Source organism: Actinomadura graeca, assembly GCF_019175365.1.
GTDB lineage: Bacteria > Actinomycetota > Actinomycetes > Streptosporangiales > Streptosporangiaceae > Spirillospora > Spirillospora graeca.
In genome coordinates, this window is sequence record NZ_CP059572.1 from 5800872 (window position 1) to 5824218 (window position 23347).

Consider the following 23347-nt stretch of genomic DNA (forward strand, 5'->3'; position numbering starts at 1 on the left):
GCTAAAGATCACCCTTGAGAAGACCTAAAAGGCGGTGGCATCCGGGACCACGGCGGCCGGCGCGCCGGCCCATGCGCCAGCGCCCCCGGGGCCGGAAAACGCCCTCGGGGGCCCGTGCTTCGGGAGCGGTGCTTCGGGAGCGGTGATTCAGGGACGATGCTTCGGGAGCGGTACTTCAGGGATCAGAGGGCGGGACGGGCCGGGGTGAGCCGGTTGCGCGCCCGCTGCGCACGGAGCAGCGCGCCGAGCGCGGCGCGCTGCGGACGGTGCGTGCCGCCCAGCTCCAGGAGCGAGCGGACGATCCACAGCCGGGTCTCGACGAAATGCCGGGGCGACCCGTGGACGTCGTCGTTCTCGATGAGGCGCAGGTCGCGGACGTGACGGCGCAGCAGCTCCGTCTCCGAGGCCGGGATGATCTCGTCCCGGCGGCTGGCCATGTAGTGGACGGGCACGTCCAGGGCGGCGAGCCGGTCGCCGTCCAGTGCCATGCCGCGCAGATGTCCGTGGACGTCTCCGGACGAGACGTCGCTGATGTGGGCGAGCGTGTCGATGGTGATGCGGGGCACCTGCCGCTGCCAGGCGGCGTCGGTGAAGAACCCGCCGACCGGCGCGCCCACCGTGATGACGCCCCGGATCCGGGGATCGCCGGCGGCGCACCCGAGCGCGAGGTGGCCGCTGAAGCTCAGCGCGACGGCGTAGGTCCGGGCGGTGTCGGCGCGGTCCGCCACGGCGTCCAGGATGCGCGGCAGCAGCTCCCGGCTCCCCGGGCCGTACCGGGCCATGTTCTCGCCCACCCCCGGCATCTCCGCGACGACACCGGCCAGGCCGAGCTTGCGCGCCTGCGCCAGCACGGGCGCCCACTGCTCCTTGACGCTGACGATCCCGCCCATGACCAGCAGCAACGGGCGGCGGTCACGTGCGTCGAGGCCGGTCGTCCAGCAGCGGACCCGCGCGCCGCCGGGGCCGTCGTCGAGGTCGACGTCCAGGCGCTCGATCCCCGTGCCGTCCCGCCACCGGTCGAACGCGGCGACGCACCGTTCGAGGGCGTCCTGCCGGGCGGGCCCGTCGACGTAGGGGAAGCGGGCCATGTTGTAGCGCCGGCAGGCGTCCAGGTACCGGCCGCGCCGCTCCAGCGCCGTCCCCGCGCCGACCCACGCCCGCACCCACGAGCCGGGCTCGTCCCCGTCGTCGGACTCGACGTGCCGCAGGATCGACTGGTGCTCGCGTCCCGGGATGCCCTGCGCGCGGGCGTGCACGAGCACGAACCGCTTCAGTTCCGCGATGTCGTTCACCGGGGGCCGTCCTCTGCGGGCGCCTTGAACGACTCCAGCCCGTCCTTGATCTCCGCCAGCACGTCCGCGGCCTCCGCGCCGTCGATGACACGGTGGTCGAAGGCGAGGCCGAGCCGCATCGTCGGCGCGACCACCACCCGCCCGTCCCGCGCCACCGGACGGTCGGCGACCCTGCCCAGGCCCAGCGTGACCGTGGTGCCGCCCACCGAATGGAACCCGTCGACCGGACGGTGCCCCAGCGACGTCACCGCGAAGGTGCCGAGCCGGTCCGCCCGGCCCCGCAGCGGCCGGACCACCCGCCGGAAGGCCACACGGCCCACCGGCACCGGCAGCCGGTGCAGCGCCCGGAGCCCGGCGAACTCCTCCATCCCGGCCGGGTCGCCGTCCCGGTACCGCTCCACCTGGCGTTGCAGCTCGTCCAGCCCCGCCTTGTCGGCGTCCCGCAGGACGGCCGAGAGCACCACCCGCCGCCCGTTCAGCGTCTTGTCCAGCGTGATCTTCGCGTGGACGCCGGGATAGCGGGCGAGCCGGGGGTTGAGCCGCCCCCGGACGGCGGCGTTGGCGTCGGGATGGCGGGCCAGGACCCGCGCCGCCGTGTGGACGGCGTACGTCACCGTCGAATAGTGCCGGTCCGCGGACGCCCGGTGCGCGGCCAGCTCGGTCATCTCCACCTCGGTGTCGAGGAAGACCGGCGCGAACGCGCGCACCTCGTCCAGGAAGTACAGGGTGTGCCGGCGCTCCCGGGGGAGCGGCGTCACGGACGGGCCGGTCATGCCGCCACCGCCACCTGGTAGATGGCCGCGAGGCTCCCCGCCTCCAGCAGGTCGGGCAGCACCAGCCCGCGGCCCGTCGCCCGCTCCAGCGCCCCGGCGAGGGCCAGCAGGTGCACCGAGTCCCAGCCCGCGACCTCGTCCAGGCTCCGTTCCGCGTCGGCGGATGTCACCTCCAGTCCCAGCTCGTCCCGGACGAGGGTGAGGAAGTCGTCGATCGTGGTCACCGTGTCTCTCCTCCCAGGCCGTCGATCAGCCGCAGGTGCGCGGGCGCCGCGGCGATGGACCGCAGGTCGTGCCGGAACTCCGCCGCTCCACCGTCCCCGTTCCCGCCGTCCCCGGTTTCGTCGTGGTCGTCCACGCCGTCACCGCCCACGCGGCGGAAGCCCTGCCGCGGGTAGAAGTCGCGGACCTTGCCGTTCTTGGCGGTCGGCCGGTAACCGGCCAGCACCGCCGTCGCGTCGGTCGCCGCCGCGTGCCGCAGGACGGCTGCCAGGCACGCCTGCTCGATCCCCCGGGAGAAGACCCGGCAGCTCAGCAGGAAGTTGTCGATGCGCAGGACGGATCCGTCCCGGCGCAGGAACACCGCGCCGACCAGGCCGTTGTCGCCGAACCGGTCGGCGGAGTGGACGGCCAGCACGGACGCGTCCGGATCGGCGGCGAGGGCGCGCACGTCCGCCGGCTGGAGCCGCCGCGTCGTCAGGTTGAACTGGTTGGTCCGCAGCGTGAGCTGTGACACCCGCGGGACCTGCGCCTCGGTCACCGGCTCCAGCCTGACCCGCACGTCCAGCTCGGCGAGATAGCCCTCCAGCGAGTCGAAGGTGTCGAGGAAGTCGCGGCGGGCGAGGTCCTCGCGGTAACGCGCCGGGCGCGCGCGGTCCTCGGCGGTCAGGTCGCGGGAGTCGAACCAGCCGTCGGCCAGCAGCCGCCCGGCGTGCAGCGCGGGCTCCCCGTCCAGGTCGATCACCGCGACGCCCGGCAGCTCCCGCCGGACCAGGCCCCGCTCGAAGTCGCTGTCGTCGGCGAAGACGAGCGAGTCCACGCCGATGTTGAGGCCGCGGGCAAGCTCGGCGAGGTTGTCGTGCTTGGGCCGCCAGTTCGCGACGACCCGCACGAAGTCGTCCTCACGCAGCACCATCCCGGGATGCTCGCGCAGCACCTGCCGGACGGGCTCGGGGTCGTTCTTGCTCACCGCGGCCAGCAGCACCCCTTGGGACCCGATCTGCTTCACGGTCCGCTGGAAGGCGCTGAACGCCTCGCCCCTGCGGCCGTCCCCGACCTCGATGCCCTCCGGTCCGTCGTCGCCCAGCACCCCGCCCCACAGGGTCCCGTCCAGGTCCACGACCAGGCACTTCTTGGTACGGCCGGTGAGGTGGCGGGCCAGATGCCCGATCTCGCGCGCGTACCGGCCGAGCAGCTCGGCCGACAGGTGCATCCGGGCGTACAGGTCCATCCGCGGGTCGGTGACGGGGATGCCCTCGGCGACCAGCGCGTCCAGGTCGATCGTCACCAGCGACTCGTGCGCCTCGGACAGGCGCAGCAGGGCCGCGCCGGCCTCCCGCCAGGCCGCGCCGAGCCGCGCGCGGGAGCGGTGGTCGGTGAGCTGCGCGGTGAACTGCGACGGCAGCGGGAGCGTGTTGAGGACGAGGGTGCCGCGCGCGGTGCCGGTGAAGCGCCCGGCGAGCCCCTCGATCAGGCGGAGCTTGCCCGCCAGCACGCGTTCGACGTCCTCGGGACGCCAGGGCGCCGCGACCTCGTCGAACACCACCGCCGGGTCCAGCACGCAGAGGGCGAGGTCGGGGTCCGCCGCGTACAGTGCGCTGCCGGGGTCGGACAGCTCGAAGACGTAGCCGTCGAAGTCGCCCGCGGCCGGCCGCAGCAGCAGCCCGTGCCGGGCCAGCTCGGCGGTGAGGGCCGGGACCAGCGGGGCGAGCGTCCCGTGCCCGGTGATCGCCACCGTGACGGACGGGACCCCCGGATGGGACCGGGCGACCTCGTCGGGGTCCAGCCGGGACAGCAGCCGCCCGGCGTGCGCCAGCTCCCCGGCGTCGAGGCCGGTGAGCAGCCCCGGCACCTCCGGGTACCGTTCCGCCAGCCGTCCCGACCGCAGCCACGCGGAGATCTGCCCGATGCCCGTGGGCACGGCGCCCATCAAACCCGCTCCAACGCGAAACCCGCCTTGATCCACTTACTCGACTCGACCGCGATGCCGACCACCCGGTCGCCCTGGTCGAGCAGGCGCAGCGCGGGCTCCAGCTGGAAGAACAGCAGCCCGTTGCCGCAGTTCCCGGTCTCCTCCACGCAGGCGATCTCCTCCGCCAGCGGCAGGTCCAGCCGTGCGCCGATGCGTTCGCTCATCCGGCCGGAGAGCTGCGGCGGCAGCACGTAGTCGACGTCGGACGCCTTCCAGCGCAGATCCGCCAGCAGCTCCTCAAGGATCTCCGCCGACATCCGCGGGACCGACTCCTCGATCGCCTTGTAGTCCTCCGCGACCGCCGCGCGCCGCGACTCCCGCTCGGCCAGGCCGAACCACTCGACCGTCTGGCCCGCGGCGCGGCCCCGCCCGGTGAACCTGGTCAGCACCCGGCGGACCGCCACCGAGCCGGGCGGCGCGTCCGCGGTGAGCACCGCCGCCCCGGCGCCGTCGCCGAACAGCACCACGTTCACCAGCTCCGCGGGCGCCATGGCGCGCAGGTCGGCACCGAGGTCGAAATGCTTGGCGCAGCTGTCGCCCGCGATGACCAGGGCCGTGCGGTGCCCGCCCGCGAGCAGCGCGTGCCGGGCCACCTCCAGCGCCTGGACGGCACCCGAGCAGCCGCTCTGCAACTGGTAGGTCGGGATCCCGTCGATCCCCAGCCGGTCGGCGATGACGTTGACCGTCGTCGGCATGAGGGTGTCGGGCGTCGCCGTCCCCATCACCACCACGTCGACGTCGGCGGCCCGGAGCCCGGCGGCGTCCAGCGCCCGCCGCGCCGCCCGCTCGCCCAGATCGGCGAGCGTGGACCGGATCTCGCCGGTGCCGAGATCGACCGACAGATGCCGGGTCCGGGTGCCGATGAAGACCTCGACCCACTGCTCCCACAGCGCGTCCATGCCGAAACGCCCGGCGAGCTCTGCGTTGGTCACCGGCGGGCCGGGCAACGCCGTCCCGGCCGACAGGATACGGATGTCCGACGCGTCCATCCCCGGTTCCTCCCCTGGGGTCGAACAGGCTTGCGCATCGCCGCACATCCTGTCCGGCACGCCTAAACGTGACCTAAGAGCCCCCCGGGACGGACGCCCGGCCGGGCCCGGCGATCAGCCGGACCCCGCCATCGGCCGGGCTCCGCCGGACGTCCGTCAGCCGGACTCGGCCATCAGCCGGACTCGGCCATCAGCCGCGCGAGCGCCGCCCGCGAGCTGATGCTGAGCTTGCGGTAGATGCGCGTCAGATGGACGTCGACCGTCCGCGGGCTCAGGGAGAGCGCGGCGGCGATCTCGCGGGTCCGCAGCCCGGTCCCCGCGATGCCGGCGATCTCACGCTCCCGCTCGGTGAGGACGGACAGGTCCGCGTGTGGCGCCGCCTCGGCGGTGCAGGTGTCGAGATCCCGCAGCAGCCGCTCCGCCGCCTCCGCCGCCCGGTCGGCGCCGCAGCGGCGTGCCAGCTCCCGGGCCAGGACGAGGTTGGAGCGCGGCTCGTGGCGTGGGACGTCCCGGGAGAGGTCGTGCGCGGCCAGCAGGAGCGCCCTCGACTGCGCGTGGATCATCCCGGCCTCGGAGAAGAGGTCGGCGGCCTCCTGATAGGCCGCGGCGGCCTCCGCGGAGCGCCCCTCGTGCTTCAGCATCATGGCCCGCGCCACCCGCGCGTAGGCGCGCGGCGACGGCAGGTCGAGCCCCGCCGCCTCCTCCTCGGCGAGGTCCGCGCACTTCGGGAGCGGCTCGCCGACGGCCAGCGACGCCGCGAGGATCAGCGTCAGGGCCTGCACCCGCTGGAACGGCGGGATGCGCGGCAGGTCGCTGCCGCCCCCGGCGTCGAGCAGCAGGATCATGGACCGCCGCGGGCCGCCGTCGTACCAGGCCGCGGCCGCCACCGCGATCGCCCCCGCCATGCTCCAGAAGAAGTCCCGCGAGCGCAGGATGAAGAACGCCTGCTCCGCCAGGCGCACCGCCGTCTCGCTGACCCCCTCGCCGGTGCCCTCGGCCATGGCGAGCGACTCCAGCGCCAGCGCCAGGCCGGACAGGTGCTCGGCGTTGAAGCGCTCGGCCAGCTCCCGCGCCTCCACGGCCGTCCGCCGCGCGTCCGCCAGGTGCCCGGTGTGCCGGTGGACGTTGCCCAGGCCGAGGAGCATGGCCGGGAGCATGAAGCTGCGTCCGAACTTGCGCGCGATGTCCATGCCGCGGGCGAAGTGCCGCTGGGAGTCCTGGAAGAGCCCCGCCAGGGTCTCGGCCCACCCGAGCAGCCCCAGGTACTCGGGGCGGGTCGCCAGCTCCGCGTCCGACAGCCGGTCGATGTACTCCGACCCCGCGGCGAGCGAGGCGCGGGCCGTAGGAACACTGTTGAACGCGTCGCAGAGCCCGTTGAGGACCAGGGCGCCCGCCTCGGCCACCCGGTCCCCGTGCCGCCGCGCCAGCCGCACGGCGGACTTCACCTGCTCGCAGCTCGGCATCTGCCCGTCGAACGCGCCGATGATCCCGTGCTCGATCAGCAGGGTCGCCGCCTCGGCGGGCGGGTTCTCGCAGGTGAGGATGGTGTCCAGCTCGCCCGCGAGCAGCGCCCGCGCCTCCGCGAAATGCCCGAGCAGGCATTCGATCACCGCGCAGAACGCCACCGTCGAGGCACGCAGGTCGCGGTGATCGTCACCGACCGCCCGCAGCACCTGGTGGAGCAGGTCGCGGCTCTCCGACAGGCGTCCGGCCAGGCCCAGCGTCCGGCTGCGCAACAGCAGCAGCTCGATCCGCTTGCGCGGCTCCATCCGTCCCTCGGGGAACGCCTGGAGCGCGACCTCCAGCCAGTGCGACGCCCGCTCGGGGTCGGTGAGCAGGGCTTCTTCGGCGGCCCTCGTCAGGATGTCCAGGTCCGGCGTCTCGGCGCGGGCGATCGAGCGCTCGACGTGCACGGCCTGCTCCGCCGTGGACGCCCCGCGCTTGGCCAGCGCCGTGAGCGCCTTGCGGTGGGCGCACAGCCGCCAGGTCAGGTCGGCGTTCGCGTAGACGACCCACCGCATGATCGGATGCCGGAACGTGAAGCCCGCGCCGCCGTTGGCGGGACGCAGCACGTCCCGGGCGATGAGCGCGTCGACCGCCTTCTCGACCTCGCCCGGGCCGATCTCCGCGACCTCGATCAGGGTGTCCATCACGCAGTGCTCTCCCAGCACCGCCGCGGCCGCCGCGACGAACGACTCCCGCGTGTCCAGCGCGGCGATCTCCCCCAGCAGCAGGCCCGACAGGTGCGCCGGGGGGTCGCCGGACGGCAGGCCGCCGTTGAGCGCGTGGCCGTCGGCGGCCAGCGCCGACAGGTACAGCGGGACACCCCCGCTGGCCATGTGCAGTTCCGCGAGCCTCGGCTCCCCGCAGGGCATGCCGAGCAGCCGCGCCGACTGCTCCAGCGACAGCGGCCCCAGTTCGATCCGCGTCACCGAGCCCAGCTCGATACCGTGCGCGAGGGTGCCGCGCAGCCGCGGGGACGCCTGCCGCGGCCGGTGCACGATCATGATCAGCAGCGGGCCGTCCACCGGCCGCCGGACGAGGTAGTCGATCAGCTCGACCGACTCGGCGTCGGCCCAGTGGAAGTCCTCGATGACCAGGACGACCTTCTCCGACAGCCCCCCGAGCAGGGTGCGTATCGAGAACGACAGCCGGTAGCGGTGCCAGGCCGCCGGCCGCTCGGACTCGGCGCACCCGGTCTGCGGGCGCGTCACGACCTTGCCGATCAGGTTGCGGTCGTCGGCGGGCAGGCGCAGGAGCCGCTCGGTGATCGGCCTCGCCGCCAGCAGATGGGCGAACACCTGGTACGGGATGCCCTGCTCGAACTCGGTGCAGCGGGTGTGGAACACCCCGAAACCGCGGCGATGCGCCTCGCCCATCATCTCGGCGAGCAGCCGGGTCTTGCCGATCCCCGGCTCTCCCACCAGCTCGATGATCTGGCCCTGCCCCTGGTCGAGCGCGTCGAGCGCGCCGTGCAGCCGCCGCGTCTCGCCGTGCCGGACGACTTCCGATCGTGATCGCGCTATGGATTGTGTACGGCCCATCAATGAAAAGACCTCCCATGTGCGAGCCGCGGCACGGTTCTGGCAGGAGTTAATGATCGCGGTCTTGTCCGCAACGCTTACACGGAAAATCGGTCCTGGGTCGCCCGGCGGTCGGAGTGGGCCCTCTTTCTTCGCAGCACACGCACAACAATTCTCGGCAATGCCGATGGAACGTCACAACGCTTGTCCCAACGTCTCTGGCGGCTTCTTCCGGGGGAGAGTGACGGAGCGGCGCTCGTTACCGTTAATCCTACGCGCAAGCCGTCCGCCGCCCCCGGAAGGGAACCGGCCCGCCGATGCATCGGGTGACCGGGAAGTAGCACATTGTGACGTCCTCGGTCTTTGTCTTATGTCGCGCCTTATCAGGGAAGTGGCACGTGTGAACTGGTTATTCGTCAGAAGCCCGGCTTTCGCCGTCCGCATCCCGGCACGCGCGCGTCGTCCGTACGCCTGCGGATGGCCGTTACCGGTCAACTCGAAGCCCCCGGAAGGATGACGTCATCGCGGGCGTCCCCGTACCTCCCTCGTCGCGCCCACCCGTTCTCGGTCGATCACGTAACGGGATTTCGGACATGTCCCGGACCCGGTCTGCGACGCGTGGCACTCGCCCGGGCCGCCGCAAGATCAGCCCGACACCGTCCTGGAAGGGAACCGTCGAAGGAATCCGAGAGAGTCATGTTGTCCGGCTGGGCACCCGCGGCCCAGGACCCCGCGCCACCGGGACCGATCAGGAAGCGGAGACCGTGCCGGAGAGTCACGGGTCTGTCCCCCCAAGCGCCCACCCGCAGAAAACTCTCGTAGACAGACCCAACAGATATGCGCCACCAGCTTGGCGCCGACAAAACGTGCATCCCCCGAAGCCGCCGCCTTTTACTTTGCGCAACCCTTCAAACGCGCGCCTGGCCGGCGCCCGCCGCCCACCGGCATCACGTGCGGGCTCGCGCAAAGCCGTGTCGAGGACGGTGTCCGCGCTGTCGGCCTGATCAGCCGACGGATCCCCGCATCGGCTAGGAGCGGACCACCCGGCATGACGCCATTCACCACGACCGTGGCGCACGACACCTCCAGCCGGCCCCGACGACTCCCATGCAACGGCGCCGAGTCCCACACCGAGGACCCGGCACAAGCATGGAACGCCGACACCGGCCCACCGCTTACCTCACCCCGAAACAGGCTTAGGCGGTCAGGGCCTGGTCGATCGGGGTCCGTCCGCCGACCAGAACGTAGGCGCGTCCGGCGGTGTAGGGCCGGTCGAGGAGCGCGGCGAGCACGGCGGCCACGTCGTCCCTCGGAACCGGGTCGAACCTGGGGACCGCACTGCCGACCGTTTGCCCGACGGTGAGCAGGACGGTGCCGGTCCCGGGGTCGTCGGTGAGCACGCCGGGTCTCAGCAACGTCCAGTCGAGCCCGTCACGGGTCATGATCTCCCGTTCGGCGGCGCGCTTGGCCCGCAGATAGGTGGCGTACCCCTCGCCGATGTCGGGATTGTCGGCACAGCCCACATTGATGGAGCTGACGTGCAGGAACCGTCGCACACCAGCCTGTTCCGCCGCGTCCATGAGCAACACGGGGGCGGCCCGGTTCACGGCGTCCTTACGTGCCGCGTCAGCGCCGTCGCCCGACCCAGCCGCGAAGACGGCGGCTTCGGCACCGGCGAGGGCGGCGGCCACCTCCTCGACGGTGGCACGCTCAAGGTCGAGCACCACGGCCTCACCGCCCGCCTGCCTGACATCGCCGACATGGCCGGGATTGCGCACGATGCCCACAACGGCGTCGCCGCGTCCGGCCAGAAGCCGGGTCAGCCGGAGTGCGACCTTGCCATGGCCGCCCGCGATGACGATCCTCATACCGCTCCAAGAAGCCGATCACAGTGTGGCAGGCCACCCTAAACGCCCAGACCCCGCCAGCTCCCGATCGGGACCTGCAAGCCCTCCGGAAAGCCGCCGTGCAGCGGCTGGTGATCGTGGCAGGCCCACCTGGTCTACAGGTCTGGTCGGATCAATGCTGTCCTCAGTCAGCTTCCTGGCCCCGGCTGGAGTTTCTCCGGCAAATGCGGGCTGCCAGCCAGCCAGCGCGGTCGGCGGGCCTCCAGTTCCACTCGTACTAGCCGACTCGCGCACGGTGCATCCTTTTGGCCGCGATGAGTTCGTGTACTCGACCGATCGAGTCAGTAATCCTGCGCTTGGAACGAAGCCGGTGGGTTGCGACGTCGGGTGGCCGAGTCGGCTTTGACGTTGCATGAGGATTCGGGCCGTCGTGCTGGCGATGCCGGGCTTCAGGGTTGGAGGTCGTTGCGGTTGGGGCTGGCCGACGCTCTTGCGAGTGGGTCAGGTGTTCGCGCAGGCGAAGCAGGTACGGGTGGACGGCCGGGCGGCCAGGCGTTCCGCCCCGACCTGGCCGCCGCACTGTTCGCAGGTTCCGTAGGTGCCCTCACTGAGCCGGAGTAGCGCGGCCTCTATGTCGGCCAGGCGTGCGCGGGCCCGGACCAACGATGTCTCGACCTGGGCGCGTTCAAATGCGATGGTGGCGCCTTCCGGGTCGTGCTCGTCGTCCGCATTGGCCTGAGCCGAAGCCTCAACGACACCGTCCCAGTCCCCGCTCAAGGACGCCAGAAGCTCCAGCGTGCTGGCACGGTCAGCGATCAGGCGTTCCTTTGCGGTCGCCATATCAGTCACCATGCCCCCCACGCTTCTTCCCGGACGCGACGCCGTGCTGCCTGCGAGCACGCGCTCATGGTCAGCACAACCGCAGGGCACCCAGGCTGTGTTCCCGGGTTCCCCGGCACCCGGCTACGTCCATGACTCAGCAGGACGCGCTGCTCAGGCTGTTGAAGACCGGTTCGTGCTGATCATCACCGTGGATCAGGAGTGAGAGACCACCCAAGGCCCCGGCGGGCGATCGCATGCGGCGGGATACCGAAGACAGGTCCTCTGGGGCGCGGCGGATGATCCTGGGGAAGTTGCAGATCGAGACGGATGCCGCCGACTCCGTCCCCATGCAGCGCACGCGGGTACTCATCGGAGCGGGCCTCATCACTGTCGACCTTGTTCAGGTCCCGCCAGCAGGGGGCCGCCCTCGTCCACGGTGGCGTCAGACGGAATGGTGGCGTTCCTCTCGGCCGCCTGCCGCGTGCCGCGTGCCGCCAGCAGTCTGCTGGTCGGCGACCCGGCCGCTGATGACCTCCGGCGCGTTGCCGCCGTGGCGGCGGGGCGGCCGACCCCCGGTCAGCTCGGAGATCGTCGCCATCTGATCATTGCCCGGCCACCGGGAACGTGCCGCCGTCTTCTGCGCCGCATCCGCCAGACCAGTACATCGCCACCACCGCCACCCCGGGCCGCGCTGTCACCCGCCTCACCTGCTGAAACCACCCACCACACGGCCGCGCAGACCCGAGCTCGGTACATGTCTCCGCACCGGCGGCAGATAACCGCATCAGCCGCTCCCCGAAAATCTGTGCCCACCGAGGTAGATATTCGCGGCGGAGTGGGGTAGTCTTCCTGACATCGAAGAGGAACAAGTCCATGAGACGTGGCAGATGACGAACTGCCCGCACGGATGGATGACGCGGGCCAGACGTGCCGAGGTCAACGCAGTGAAAGGGACCCCGGCAGCTGGCCGCGCGGCTGGCGGCCGACAGGTCGCCGGCGATGTGAAGGCAAGTGGTAACGCAGGTAGGGAAGATACGGAAGGAGGTCGTCGGCACCATCGGGATCGCCCGTCGCAGGCTCGAATCACGCCGCGCGGGTACCGCAGCCCCACAGATTGGACGGTGGTCTACGGTCACGCATCCGCGATCCCCGCGCCCCCGCCTCCGGCGGCTGGCGTGGAAGCTAACCGGCCGCAGCGCCGGATAGATGGTGTTGTACCTCATGGCCCCGGCGCCGCTTTGGCGCCGGGGCCCGTCGTTTCCCCGGAACGCATCCGGCACGTACACCTATGACACTACGGAAGGTTTTGTGAGAGCACCTCAACCGTCTGGGTTCGGCACCCACCCAGCACAGGAGGGCCCCGACACCGGGCTCGACAGCAGGCTGGACGACAAGCTGGACGATGAGGACTACCCCGCCTACAGCATGGGCCGTGCCGCCGAAATCCTCGGCGTCACCCCGGGGTTCCTGCGCGGCCTGGACGTCGCCAAGCTGTTCGTCCCGCAACGCTCGCCCGGCGGTCACCGCCGCTACTCCCGGTACCAGCTGCGCTTGGCCCAACGCGCCCGCGACCTTGTCGACCAGGGCACCGCTCTGGAGGCGGCCTGCCGGATCATCATCCTGGAAGACCAGCTCGCCGAAGCCCAGCGCATCAACACCCAGCTCCAACAGCGCATCAGCCAGGACACCGAACGGGACTGATCGGCCACGGCCGCCCGCACCAACACTTCCACCGACACCCCCGCCCCCTCGATCCTCGCGATATACGCGCTCGATCGAGTCCGCGTGCACGGCCGCGCAGGGCAACGTGCAGCACGAAACTGTCGCCCTACGGTCTCCCACTCCTGATCAAGGACAACTACGTTGCGTCTCCGTCCGGGCCGTAGAGCCGGGCGACATCGGGAGAGTCGAGCCACTTGGAATAAGTAGGCGACTTCGGCCAACCGTCAGGTGAGTCCTGCCATTCCTCTTGGCGGCCCCACGGCAGGACGTCGATCAACGCGAAGGTGTAGCTGAGCTGTTCGGTACCGCGGCCGTCGGTGTGCCAGGTCCGGTAGACCTTGTCGCCGTTGCGCAGGAACACGTTCACCGCGAAGCCCGCGCCGGGGGGCGCGCCCACGTCAGCACCGAACGGGCTTTCCGACGACGAGTACCAGTCCATCGTGTTGCCGACCTTGGCTTTGTAGGCCAGTGCTTCTTCGAGGGGCCCGTTGGTGACGATGACGAACCGGGCATCGTAGTTGTCGAGGAAGCCCAGCCGGACGTACTGCGACGTCAGTCCCGTACAGCCGCCGCACTGCCACTCCGCGCCGTCGGACCACATGTGGTTGTAGACGATGAGCTGGGAGCGCCCGTCGAAGACGTCGACCAGCCGGATCGGGCCGTCCGGACCGATGAGTGTGTAGTCCGGGAGCTCGACCATCGGCAGCCTGCGGCGCTGCGCAGCGATGGCGTCGAGTTCACGGGTGGCGGCCTTCTCCCGCAGACGCAGGTCGTCGAGCGCGGCCTGCCAGGTCTGCCGGTCGACGACCGGGGGTAGGGCGTTGGTGGTCTGCTCGGTCACGGTTTCTCCCACTCTCGGATGGATCTCCTGCAACTGTGTTGACCACCGAGGGGTGCGGAAGTCATCGCTCCCGGGTCCAGTCGGTCGAATCCCGTACCGATTGAGACCAAGTCCTACTTGGTGAGTCGGGCGCGATCGGGGCAGGGAGGGAAACGAGCGGGATGGATCGTCCTCGATGGCCTGTAGGAGATCGCCCGTCCGCTGCTACCGCTGCGGCGCTGCGGCGCTGCGTGCGCAGGGGGACAGGAAGCCTGGCTGCCGGTCGGTCGCGTCCAACATCTGCACCAGCGGTGGGCAGTAGACGCCGAGTTCTCCGGCTCAAGCCCGCCGTGCCGCGAAGTCCCACGGCGTGGCGACAACGGTCACGCGGGCCTGACGTCATTCCGGCGGACGGTGGTAGCGCTGGCTGTACCGGGTGGTTCCCGTAGGCGGGATTGAGTGCCGGGGCCTGTACAGGCAAATTCACTTGTATCGGCATGCCTGTTGAGCAACCGCCCGCCGCGAACGGTTCGCCGCACGTGGGCGCGTTCCACGAAAAGGACGGTGAGGAACTCGTATGCCGTTCCGCAGGCACGAAAGTGTTTGTCGAGTTCACGTCACCTCCGAACGGAATGAACCACGAATGGGTACATCATGATGAGACGGGTCGGCCGCGAGAGACCGTGGTCGCGCGGCCTGGCCATAGCGCTGATCGCGGTGCTGGCCGTCCTGGGCGCCCCGGCCGCGCCGCCCGCACGCGCCGTCATCAACGGTGAAGCGGCCTTGGCCTCCTGGGGGCAGGTCGAGGTGCTGCTGGATGGAAACTACAGATGCACCGGAACGCTCATCGCGCCGAACTGGGTCCTCACAGCAGCGCACTGCGTGCCCGCCACAGGGACCATTTCGGTTCGGGTCGGCGGCAGAGTCCGTGGCCTCGGAGCGCACATGGACGTGAGACGCAATGTGCCGCATCCCAACACCGATGTCACCCTGCTTCAGCTCGACACTGCGGTGGGTTGGAACGCGGGCATTGCCTACGACGACACCCGCAGGCCGCCGATCTATCAGCAGGTCGAGATCCACGGCTTCGGACCGACCGAGCCCGGCGGTGTGCCGGCGTTGGAGCTCAGAACCGCCAGGCTCGAAGTGGAGCTGAACCGCGCTGTGCCGCCCATGCGCGATTGGGGCCCCGACGGGGCGCTGCTGCAGATGCAAGGGGTCCGTGGCACCCCCCTCCAAGGTGACTCCGGCGCCGGTGTGATCCGTAACGGCAGGCTCCAAGGGGTTTACGTCGGCCTCCATGGCCCGCAGCAGTTCGCGGTAGCGCTGCAGGCCATTCAGGGATGGATCTACCAGCAGACGGGGGTGCGGCCGGCGGACACCACCGAACGGATAGATGATCTGGGGGTCATGCCCCTGGGCGACGTCCGCATCCAGGGCCTCGGCAGCTCGCATGGATCCGGCTTCCGCGACGAACTGCGCCGCAGGACGATCAACGAGGTCCACAGCTTCGACTTCGTCGGCTCGCAGCGGTCCGGGCAGACGCCCGACCCCGACCACGAGGGCCATCCCGGCGCGACGATCAGCGAGATCGCGCGCAGGGCCGATACCGCGGTCCCGCAGTACAAGCCCAATGTCGTCCTTCTCAACGCCGGGACCACCGACATGGAACGCGGCGGGATCGCCGGCACCGCCGCCGAGCTGGGGTCGTTGATCGACCAGATTCTTGAGGACGCCCCCAAGGCCACGGTGCTGGTGTCCACGCTGGCGCCCGCACGGGTCGAGGCCGTCCAAGAAAGGATCACTTCCTTCAACAAGCAGATCCCAAGCGTGGTCGCGCAGCGGGCGAGAGCCGGCAAGCACGTCGGCCTGGTCGACATGCGCGAGATCACGACCGACGATCTGACCGGCGACGGCCTGAACCTCAATGACCGCGGGTACACCAAGATGGCCGAGGCGTTCGACTCCGCCATCGAAATGGCATCGGCCCAGAACTGGATCGTCGGCCCCCGTAACGAGCAGCGGTACGCCTACCGCGCCATGCCGCTGGGGTCATCGACCACCTATGGCGAGAAAAGCTCGGACGGAAACGGCTACCGAGACGTCCTCGACCAGGGTTTGCAAGACCTGGCCGAACGCAACGGCGGGGAGACCGGCGAGGGGGGCACCAAGGCCAAGCTCATGAACGACACCGACGACACCCCCCAGGTGGACATGGTGGGCTCGGTCCGGGCCGGCCGGATGGCGGACAGGGACAACGAAGGCTGGCGGGGACGCAAGATCCATGAGATCGCCGACAAGGCCAGCTGCTCCGTCAAGCTCTACAAACCCAACATCATCACACTCATCGCGGGCGGGAACGACGTCAACCAGAACTATCAAATGGACGGCGCGATCGGACGGCTGGAATCGCTGATCAGGCAGATCAGCAAAGACGCCGATAACACCCTCGTGCTGGTGGCCGGAGTACAGCCCTACCCCGACCCGGCCTGGGACGCGCGGGGCAAGTCCTTCAACGCCAAGATCCCCGGCCTGGTGGAAAAGCTCGGGGACGAGGGTGTGAACGTCATGTGGGTCGACACCGGACTGCAGCTGTCCGACATCGGCCCGGACGGCAACCATCCCACCGACCAGGGCTACGACAAGATCGGCGCGGCGTTCGTCAAGGCGGCCAACGAGGCGAATGGGCAGGGACGGCTCGTCGATCCTGTTTACCAGAAATCCGAAGAGGTGTCCGACGCCTGCGGCATAACCGACGATGGCACAGGCACCGATGACAAGAGCTCCAAACTGGGCCCGCACTGGGAGGACCGCGGGGTCATCCAGGCCAAACAGTTCCCCTCCAGCGACAAGTTCTGGCTGGTCGACATCAACCAGGACCGCAAGGCCGAGTTCGTCGCGGTCGACAAGAACCAGAACTTCCGGTTCTGGTGGAACGGCGGCCCGTCCGGTAAGGCCTGGGTCCCCTTTGTCGAAGGCCAGAACTCCTACAAGCCCCGGACCGGGGCGGTCGGCAATCAGTTGCGGTTCGGTGACCTCGACGGCGACGGCTTTCCCGACTGCATGGTCGTCGACCTCAAAGGCACCGTGGACCTGCACACGTGGAAGGCCGACAACCCGTCCGGCTCACGCATGTGCATGGAACCCCGCGACAACACCCACGTCTACTCCAACGGTTCCGCGGGAGAGCGGCTGAACATCGACCCGAACACCAAGATCCGGTTCGCCGACGTCACCGGCGGAGGCCGCGACGACTATCTGCTGATCAAGCCGGACGGCTCGACGACCGCCTGGTACAACCGGGGTTTCGCCACCGAGCGGCAACTGAACTTCCTGGACTGGACCCCTCCCCAGCAGATCAGCGGCGCTCTGCAAAACCCCAGAGAGATCAGGTACGCCGACATCAACGGTGACAAGCGCGCCGACCGGATCCTCATCACCCTCAAGGGCGGCGCCAGGGCCTGGATCAACGAAGGGCCCAGAGGCTCGGGCGGCACCTACCGCGACATCGGCAAGATCGCCGATGACGGCGACCTGCCGCCCAAGGACATCCAGTTCGCCGACCTCGACGGAGACGGCAAGGCCGACTTCGTGCGCATCGGCTGGACCGGAGTCACCCACGCCTGGCTCAACAAACTCCCGGCCAACTACTTCGACACCTTCCACCCATAGTCCGCGTGACCCACACGACGGTCCTGCGGCCTCAAACAGGCCGCAGGACCGAACGCCTTAAAGGCGGACCACCAAGCAACGACACGATCAAAATTTCGACGATTGGCCGCAGGACCGTATGGTCGCCGAAGCCCTCGTCCGCACAGTTAAGTCAGCCACCGACACCCAACCGCCGTCACCCTCACCTACGGCCGATGTCCCCAATGGCTCCAGGACCGTCCGCGGGACGGCCTGAGCTCTTGACCGGTCTTGTCCTAGAAACAGATCCAGGCGCTCAGGTCGCCGCCCGCGGCGCTTCATCTGCGGTGGGTCTATCCAGTTAACGGCTCTGCCGTATATTCAGTGGTGACGGACAGTGGTGTCAGCCGAGCAGGATCCGGTGTCGAACGAGCGGGAAGGCGCGCGTCCGTACATCTGACGCTTGATCATTTGTGTCTTGGTGTTGACGCCTTCGGTACCGACGTTGTGAAACGGCAGGGTCAGGGCAGCGTTCACGGCGTCGCGGACCAGGTCGAGCCCGCGGGTGAAAGCGTGCAAGTGAGGCAGGTCTTCCGCTCTGGCCTGCTGATCCACTCGGTCAGGTGTTCGGCGTTGCCGTCGGCGACGCACGCGTCGAGCCGCTCGGTCTGGTGGTCCTTGAGATGGTCGGGGGCGGTGAGCAGGCCGCGAATAAGGCGGCGTGGTGAAACGGCGGGAGGTCGGCCTCGACGCGTCCCTGGATGATGTAGAGCAGGTTCTGGCTGCCGATGTAGCCGAGCTGTCTGATCTATTCCAGCAGTTGCAGCACCGGACCGCCGGATCTTGCTCGCGGCGTCGGCGCAGATGGTCGCGGTAGGGAGATCGGCCAGCGTGGGCCGGTACTGCGGGAGCGCGCACCAGCCGCTCGGGCTCGGGGACACGCGCGTAGCGTTTGACGGTGTTGAGCGCCGGTCCCCGGCGGCGGGAGCATTCCAGCGCCCTTGTTCAGCACCGGCCGCTCCGGCAGCGGCAGCCGCAGCAATACGTGCAGCGCGGTGTGCCGGGACACCAGCACACCCAGCCTGGATAACAGAAGTGTGCCGGCGCGGCTGGCTCTCGTACGACCACGCCGAAGTGCGAGGCCAGCCGGGGTGTACGGCGCTGGTAACGCTCCAGGACACCGGGCAGTTGTTCACGGAGGGTCTGGACGCAGCCGCGGATCGGGCACACCAGCCGACGCACCCGCACACCGACCACGGCCTCGTAACCGCAGCTTCGGCTATGGCATACGCCGCAGACCGGCAGGCCATATGCGGCAATCATCTATGCCGAATGGATGGACCTTAAACGACCTCTACCGCCGTCCCATCTCATAGGCAGCGGAGACGCTAGTGGGCGGGGAGCGAAGATGGTTGAGATCACCGCTGGACTGCTCGGGGCTCTCCTGGGTGCCGCCTGTACATTCGTGGTGCAGCGGCTGGAGTCACGTCGTCGCTGGAGGTTCGACCTAGCGCAGGAGCTCTACCGGACCTGGCAGTCCATCGAGCACATCGAGGCGCGTGTGCGGGCGTACTACCTGCTGACCGAGAACCTTCGAAGCCAGCATCCGCAGAGCTTCCTTGAGCTGGCCACGGCCTGCCGCGCTGAGGGGCGAACCGAGGACTGGATCGCCATCAGCCGAGTTCTGCACTTCTTCGAGGAGTGCGGCGCCCTGCTGGACTGCGCGGCCGTCGATCACGCTCTGCTCAAGCACTTGATCGGACGCTACGTGACATATTGGGTCGACGGGTTCCTCCACCCCTGGTGGGAATTATCAACCGGACGCGATGATCCGAGAGAGCTGGGATGGCACACCCCGATATCCAGGCTTCGGGCCCGTGTGGGCGCGCCACAGCCCTCACGATGACGTGGCATCGTGGCGCGTGTGCGAGGTCTGCTGGGGATACTCCCGCCCTTCTCGTTGAAAGAACGCTTCGTCCGGTCACTCCGGAAGCCCCGGCCCCGTCCGTTCACGATCCCTGCAAGCCCGGTAGCAGGCTGGCGAGTTCGTCTGGAAACGGGCGGGCTCGAAGCCCAGTGTCGAAAGCCTGCAAGCGGGAGTGATGACGCGGTCTGGGACATGAAGCGGAGCTTGCGGGGTCGTTGCTCAACCTGCCCGGTGGGTGGGACGAGGGAGTGCCGAGCTTCTCGAATTCGAGGCGAAGGCCATGGACGAAGGCAGGCCCTTTTCGCCCGGTGACCTGCGGATAGGTGCGTCCGGGGCGGCTCGCTCCAAGACCGGTGAACCCGGGAAGCCGATGGGTGCCGGGTGTGCCTCGGAGGCGGCCGTAGTACCGCTCGAGTCGACCGGGCAAAACGACCGACGGTGATGGGTACCTGCGCTTGGAGTTGAGTGCCGGTGCGGAGGGTCGTCGGCGCCATGTCCACTGGGGCGGTTTCCGGACGCGGAAGGCCGCGTTGGAGGAGTGGGTGCAATTGGGGGTCCGCGTGGCTGCAGATACACGTAGTGTCCGGTCTAGTCGCCCGCGCGGCCGAGACCGGCCCCACCGTGCGCAGCTTTTACCGTGCGCCTGGTGACGGCGCGGTTCTATGGTCGGATGCGTGCAGGCATCAGCGGGGCGGCGGGCGGTGGCCGGTGGATGAGATCGCGCCCGGCCTCACCCGGGACCACCTCCACCCCTTCGCGGACCTGGCCCGCGTGAACCTGAAGACTGCGGACCTGACCGACGTGAACCTGCATGGCGTTAACCTGACCCAGGCGGACCTCAGCTATGCGAACCTGCGTGGAGTAGACCTCACGCGCACGGACCTGAGCCGCGCGAATCTGGCTGGCGCGAATCTGAGAGACACGCGCCTGGTCGGCGCGAACCTGAAAGGCGCGCAACTGCGCGATGCCGATCTGACCGCCGCAGACCTGACCGGCGTGCACTTGACCGACCTGGACGATGGGTCCTTGCGCTCAGCCGAGCTGTCCAACACGTATCGGAGCCGAAGCTCGAACCGCGCGAACCTGAGCCGCGCGAACTTGACCGACACGAATCTGAACGGCGCGATCCTGACCTGCGCAAACCTCTACGGCGCGATCTTGGTTCGTGCCAGCCTGATCCTCGCGGACCTGAGTGACACGAACTTGACCGAGGCGGATCTGACCGGCGCGGATCTGACCGACACGAACCTGACCAGCGCGACGCTGGAAACCGATGCGACCCTGGAGGGAGTCCGATGGAATTCCGGGACGCTATGGCCGTTCAACATGGCCGAGTCGATGCGGGTCCGGTCGGATGAGAGAGCGCCAGAGGTGTGGGTGGTCAGAGCCGCCATCGCACCCGATGGGGTCAGGTAAGAGGACGCGGGACGACGGCGCTGGCGAGGGAGTCAGTCCTCGGTGAGGTCGGGGTGGTGGTGCTGGGCGAGGGCCTGGAGTGCGGCCGCGCGGATGGTCGAGGCGGTTCGCCGGCTCGGCGTGGGGCCGGGGCCCGCTGCGGACCGGGCCCGGCAGGCGGGCACCCTCTACACCGGTAGGCCCCCGGGCAGGCGCCGCTGACCTGCGTGGTGGGCGGGGGTACAGGGGTGGCGGTGTGCTGTCCTGACCGGAACGACGGCACGACGCCACACCGGCACGGCAGCTCTCGCGGCCGAGTCGCCGATGAGCCCACCAGCTTGGCCGTCGGCGGGGTCGGTGGTGTGTATCTGCTTCAATGCCCGGGTGAGCAGCGGCCGGTGTTTAGCTGCATTCGATAAGCGCTGGATTCCACAGAGTGCCGTGCAATCTGTAACGGAGATCTGAGGTCTCCCCGTGGCGCCTCAGCCGCCGCCAGCGGAGCACACTGCGCTCGCCGTTCCACCCGATCGGCTCCCAAACGCCACGCAGCCCGCTGGTCACTCAGAGCGGCGATGCCACTGCTGCACCTGTGGGACGGCCTAGAGGGCGGTGGTGGCCGGTTTACGACGAAGGCCACGCTGTAGCGCGCTCGCGTCACGGCGACGTGGACGTCATCACGATCTGTGAAAGCACGCGTACGCTCCCGACCGATGCCTTCGTGCGTCTGAATGCCCTTCTGCGCACCATGTCTGCGCGGAGTTCGGCGTACCTGGGAGCGTGCGGCGTCGTCGGCATGGTTTCTCGGGTGGTGAGGACGTCAGAGTGGTGGACGCCTTCTTGAGGTCGGGCATGTCCTGTCCCAGGGCTGCGCGGATGCTTGACCGGTTCGACGGCATCCACTGTCATTTCTCTTCTGCCGCATGCGTGCTCTGGCGTCAGCTACCGGACGGAGGCGCCACCGGGGGTGACCTTGGCTTGGGGTGGGAGGCGGGACCGTTCGCCGCTGAGGTGGTCGGCCGGGGGCACGGGCGGTGGTCCCGCAGACCTGATTGAGCCGGATCTTTGCGGAGGCGGACGACCGGGGCGTCTCCGTCGGCCTGACGTTCCTTCCCGGGTGTTGGGCGAGGCCATGGTGAAGAGGCAGGTGCCGGTGGGTGCGGCGCGGCCTGGGACACGTATGTTTCGGTGGCCTGATGGCTGACCGCTGTGGTGGTGGCCCGGGTGGTGTCCGCGAGCCGACAGGGGAACGTAGTGGGGCGAAGTTGGCGGCGGGCGAAGCGGACATCTTCATCGTTTGGGCTGGTCAGGGGTGGTGGGTCGCGTGGGACTCGAACCCACAACCTACGGATTAAAAGTCCGGAGCTCTGCCAATTGAGCTAGCGACCCTCGATGCCTGCGGTTCTCCAGTCGGTCCCGACGTGATCGATCGTACATGGGTGCCTCAGGCGGGGGAGACGGCCCGTCAGGGATGTCACGAGTGTAGAGGGCTGTCCTGGTCCATCGCATCCCGGTTGCCGGGCGGGCGGGGTGTGCGGGGGCGGTGGGAGGTGTGGGGTGCGGTGTACGGGGTACAAGCGGCCGGATCGCGATGGAGTTCTTCGGAAATAGGTCGGCTGTTACCGCGGTCGTCACCGGCGTGTGCCGGGATTGCAGGTTCTCACTGTGTGGATGGGGTCTGATAACGACGAAGTCCGGCGACGAGGCGGGCTCTTCTGTGAAAATGGCACTGCCCGCGGCGCGGCGGGCGGGCGGAACGGCGGACGGGGCCGGCAGGGGTCCTGAGGGCCGTACGGGCCTGTAGGTATCGGTCACGAGTTGACCTGGTCGATCGCGGTCGTTGCGGGTGCGTGGGGCACCCGTCGTCGTGGTGGTCAAGTAAGGAGGTTCTGTTGGCTCAACTGCACATGTCCATTCCGGCCGACACTCCGGAGGAGCAGTGACCCCCCAGTCAAGAAAAGATGAGAATGAGGCGGCCTATATGGATCGGGTCGATGCCCACCCCGATGTCCATAGGGCCACCGAGGCCGACGAAGAGCAGATCCTGAGGGAGCTGTACGGCGACCCCGATTCCGACGGCGTCTTCCGAGGGGAGGGGCGCTGATGGGGACGGTGACGGGAATGCTGGCCGAGGCCCGCAAGTCCCTCGGGATGTCGGGACGGCCGAACAAGATCACGCGGGAGTACGCGTCCCGGCATGGGGACGAGTTCCTGCGCGCCTCGTGGTGTGACATGGCCGTCACCTACTGGGCACGGCACAGCGGCAACGCGGGTGCGGTCCTGCTGAGCGGTGACCGCGCCTACACCGTGTGGCACGCGGAGGACTTCCAGAGGGCCGGGCGCTGGCGCAAGGGCAGCGCGGCCGAGGTCGACCGTGCCAGGCCCGGCGACATCGTGTTCTTCGACTGGGGTGCGAGCAACTCGGTCGACGCCATCGACCACGTGGGCGTGGTCGAGAAGGCGCTCGGCGGGGGGCGGCTCCAGACGATCGAGGCGAACACCGGGGACGCGTGCCGGCGCAGGGTGCGCGCGGCGAATGTGATCGCGGGCTATGGACGGCCCGCCTACAGCGAGGAGGACGACATGCCCCTGTCCAGCGACGACCTGAAGAAGATCCGCGACATCGTCTGGAACACCGACACCGCGCCGGCCCCGGCCGGGTCCGCGGAGGGCAATCCGACGTGGCGGCACATCAACGTGCTGCGCGATACCTATTCGAGCGTGCAGGAGATCAAGGCCGCCGTCGCCCAGATCGCGGTGCGGTCGCCCGGCGTGGACGAGACGGAGCTCGCGCGGCTCGTCCTGGCGGGACTCAAGCCGGACTCGATCGCGGCGGCGATCCCGGACGAGTTCGCCGAGCAGGTCGCCAGCGCGCTCGGGAACCGCGCGCGCGGGTAGTCTTTGATCGTCGGCGGGTGG

At 69.3% G+C, this 23347-nt stretch carries 16 protein-coding genes, 1 tRNA gene and 2 pseudogenes; 6 read left to right on the forward strand and 13 right to left on the reverse strand.

Translation table 11 applies throughout. The annotated features are described in order from the left end of the window. Positions 1 to 182: 182 nt before the first annotated feature. The 9 genes from AGRA3207_RS25695 to AGRA3207_RS25735 all read right to left on the reverse strand — a co-directional run bounded on the left by AGRA3207_RS25695 (position 183) and on the right by AGRA3207_RS25735 (position 11535). On the reverse strand, positions 183 to 1292 hold the full coding sequence (locus AGRA3207_RS25695; RefSeq protein WP_231329573.1) for an alpha/beta fold hydrolase: 1110 nt from the start codon (positions 1290 to 1292) through the stop codon (positions 183 to 185). Further along, positions 1289 to 2065 carry a 2-oxo acid dehydrogenase subunit E2 gene (locus AGRA3207_RS25700; RefSeq protein WP_231329574.1) on the reverse strand — a complete coding sequence of 259 codons (777 nt, stop codon included), beginning with the start codon at positions 2063 to 2065 and terminating at the stop codon, positions 1289 to 1291. Before AGRA3207_RS25700 ends, AGRA3207_RS25695 begins: the two co-directional genes overlap by 4 nt. Then, a complete protein-coding gene (locus AGRA3207_RS25705) occupies positions 2062 to 2289 on the reverse strand; it encodes an acyl carrier protein (RefSeq protein WP_231329575.1) in 228 nt (75 codons plus the stop codon). The genes AGRA3207_RS25700 and AGRA3207_RS25705 overlap by 4 nt, the downstream gene beginning before the upstream one ends. Further along, positions 2286 to 4214 carry an HAD-IIIC family phosphatase gene (locus AGRA3207_RS25710; protein ID WP_231329576.1) on the reverse strand — a complete coding sequence of 643 codons (1929 nt, stop codon included), beginning with the start codon at positions 4212 to 4214 and terminating at the stop codon, positions 2286 to 2288. Before AGRA3207_RS25710 ends, AGRA3207_RS25705 begins: the two co-directional genes overlap by 4 nt. Then, complete coding sequence (locus AGRA3207_RS25715; protein ID WP_231329577.1) at positions 4214 to 5245, reverse strand: 3-oxoacyl-ACP synthase III family protein; 1032 nt, start codon at positions 5243 to 5245, stop codon at positions 4214 to 4216. The genes AGRA3207_RS25710 and AGRA3207_RS25715 overlap by 1 nt, the downstream gene beginning before the upstream one ends. A gap of 173 nt (positions 5246 to 5418) precedes the next feature. Beyond that, positions 5419 to 8289, reverse strand: a complete 2871-nt coding sequence (locus AGRA3207_RS25720; RefSeq protein ID WP_231329578.1) for a helix-turn-helix transcriptional regulator — start codon at positions 8287 to 8289, stop codon at positions 5419 to 5421. A gap of 1175 nt (positions 8290 to 9464) precedes the next feature. Continuing rightward, positions 9465 to 10136 carry an NAD(P)H-binding protein gene (locus AGRA3207_RS25725; RefSeq protein ID WP_231329579.1) on the reverse strand — a complete coding sequence of 224 codons (672 nt, stop codon included), beginning with the start codon at positions 10134 to 10136 and terminating at the stop codon, positions 9465 to 9467. Positions 10137 to 10616: 480 nt separating this feature from the next. Beyond that, positions 10617 to 10955 (reverse strand): TraR/DksA family transcriptional regulator, encoded by a 339-nt coding sequence (locus AGRA3207_RS25730; RefSeq protein ID WP_231329580.1) that lies wholly within the window; start codon positions 10953 to 10955, stop codon positions 10617 to 10619. Positions 10956 to 11379: 424 nt separating this feature from the next. Next, entirely contained in the window at positions 11380 to 11535 is a 156-nt protein-coding gene (locus AGRA3207_RS25735; RefSeq protein ID WP_231329581.1) for a hypothetical protein, read from the reverse strand. Positions 11536 to 12362: 827 nt separating this feature from the next. Here AGRA3207_RS25735 and AGRA3207_RS25740 point away from each other — a divergent pair. Continuing rightward, the gene (locus AGRA3207_RS25740) at positions 12363 to 12638 is read left to right on the forward strand and encodes a MerR family transcriptional regulator (protein WP_231336390.1); all 276 of its coding nucleotides are present in this window, start codon (positions 12363 to 12365) and stop codon (positions 12636 to 12638) included. A 157-nt stretch (positions 12639 to 12795) separates the two neighbouring features. On the opposite strand, the gene AGRA3207_RS25745 is transcribed toward AGRA3207_RS25740, so the two are convergent. Continuing rightward, positions 12796 to 13500 carry a DUF899 domain-containing protein gene (locus AGRA3207_RS25745; RefSeq protein ID WP_231329582.1) on the reverse strand — a complete coding sequence of 235 codons (705 nt, stop codon included), beginning with the start codon at positions 13498 to 13500 and terminating at the stop codon, positions 12796 to 12798. A 633-nt stretch (positions 13501 to 14133) separates the two neighbouring features. Between AGRA3207_RS25745 and AGRA3207_RS25750 the strand changes: the two genes are divergently transcribed. Continuing rightward, positions 14134 to 17151, forward strand: coding sequence for a GDSL-type esterase/lipase family protein (locus tag AGRA3207_RS25750; protein WP_231329583.1), 3018 nt, complete (start codon positions 14134 to 14136; stop codon positions 17149 to 17151). A 361-nt stretch (positions 17152 to 17512) separates the two neighbouring features. Here the strand turns inward: AGRA3207_RS25750 and AGRA3207_RS40320 are convergent. Then, positions 17513 to 17715, reverse strand: a pseudogene (locus AGRA3207_RS40320) (ISL3 family transposase); the annotation flags it as partial. 415 nt (positions 17716 to 18130) lie between these two features. Then, positions 18131 to 18411 (reverse strand): annotated as a pseudogene (locus AGRA3207_RS40325) (ISL3 family transposase); the annotation flags it as partial. Between the two features lie 106 nt (positions 18412 to 18517). Between AGRA3207_RS40325 and AGRA3207_RS25760 the strand changes: the two are divergent. Continuing rightward, positions 18518 to 19015 (forward strand): hypothetical protein, encoded by a 498-nt coding sequence (locus AGRA3207_RS25760; protein WP_231329584.1) that lies wholly within the window; start codon positions 18518 to 18520, stop codon positions 19013 to 19015. Between the two features lie 729 nt (positions 19016 to 19744). Next, complete coding sequence (locus tag AGRA3207_RS25765) at positions 19745 to 20452, forward strand: pentapeptide repeat-containing protein (RefSeq protein WP_231329585.1); 708 nt, start codon at positions 19745 to 19747, stop codon at positions 20450 to 20452. Positions 20453 to 21741: 1289 nt separating this feature from the next. On the opposite strand, the gene AGRA3207_RS25770 is transcribed toward AGRA3207_RS25765, so the two are convergent. Next, a tRNA-Lys gene (locus AGRA3207_RS25770) sits at positions 21742 to 21817 on the reverse strand. A 592-nt stretch (positions 21818 to 22409) separates the two neighbouring features. Here AGRA3207_RS25770 and AGRA3207_RS39915 point away from each other — a divergent pair. Both AGRA3207_RS39915 and AGRA3207_RS25775 read left to right on the forward strand, forming a co-directional pair. After that, positions 22410 to 22532 (forward strand): hypothetical protein, encoded by a 123-nt coding sequence (locus tag AGRA3207_RS39915; protein ID WP_273699940.1) that lies wholly within the window; start codon positions 22410 to 22412, stop codon positions 22530 to 22532. Then, on the forward strand, positions 22532 to 23326 hold the full coding sequence (locus AGRA3207_RS25775) for a CHAP domain-containing protein (protein ID WP_231329586.1): 795 nt from the start codon (positions 22532 to 22534) through the stop codon (positions 23324 to 23326). Before AGRA3207_RS39915 ends, AGRA3207_RS25775 begins: the two co-directional genes overlap by 1 nt. Positions 23327 to 23347 lie beyond the last annotated feature (21 nt).

Bases quoted from the DNA above. Each gene is read 5' to 3' on its own strand.
- AGRA3207_RS25730 (WP_231329580.1), bottom strand. From the start codon at position 10,955: ATGGCGACCGCAAAGGAACGCCTGATCGCTGACCGTGCCAGCACGCTG.
- AGRA3207_RS25725 (WP_231329579.1), bottom strand. From the start codon at position 10,136: ATGAGGATCGTCATCGCGGGCGGCCATGGCAAGGTCGCACTCCGGCTG.
- AGRA3207_RS25735 (WP_231329581.1), bottom strand. From the start codon at position 11,535: ATGGCGACGATCTCCGAGCTGACCGGGGGTCGGCCGCCCCGCCGCCAC.
- AGRA3207_RS25720 (WP_231329578.1), bottom strand. From the start codon at position 8,289: ATGGGCCGTACACAATCCATAGCGCGATCACGATCGGAAGTCGTCCGG.
- AGRA3207_RS25775 (WP_231329586.1), top strand. From the start codon at position 22,532: ATGGGGACGGTGACGGGAATGCTGGCCGAGGCCCGCAAGTCCCTCGGG.
- AGRA3207_RS25715 (WP_231329577.1), bottom strand. From the start codon at position 5,245: ATGGACGCGTCGGACATCCGTATCCTGTCGGCCGGGACGGCGTTGCCC.
- AGRA3207_RS25760 (WP_231329584.1), top strand. From the start codon at position 18,518: ATGGTTGAGATCACCGCTGGACTGCTCGGGGCTCTCCTGGGTGCCGCC.
- AGRA3207_RS25710 (WP_231329576.1), bottom strand. From the start codon at position 4,214: ATGGGCGCCGTGCCCACGGGCATCGGGCAGATCTCCGCGTGGCTGCGG.
- AGRA3207_RS25700 (WP_231329574.1), bottom strand. From the start codon at position 2,065: ATGACCGGCCCGTCCGTGACGCCGCTCCCCCGGGAGCGCCGGCACACC.
- AGRA3207_RS25740 (WP_231336390.1), top strand. From the start codon at position 12,363: ATGGGCCGTGCCGCCGAAATCCTCGGCGTCACCCCGGGGTTCCTGCGC.
- AGRA3207_RS39915 (WP_273699940.1), top strand. From the start codon at position 22,410: ATGGATCGGGTCGATGCCCACCCCGATGTCCATAGGGCCACCGAGGCC.
- AGRA3207_RS25750 (WP_231329583.1), top strand. From the start codon at position 14,134: ATGATGAGACGGGTCGGCCGCGAGAGACCGTGGTCGCGCGGCCTGGCC.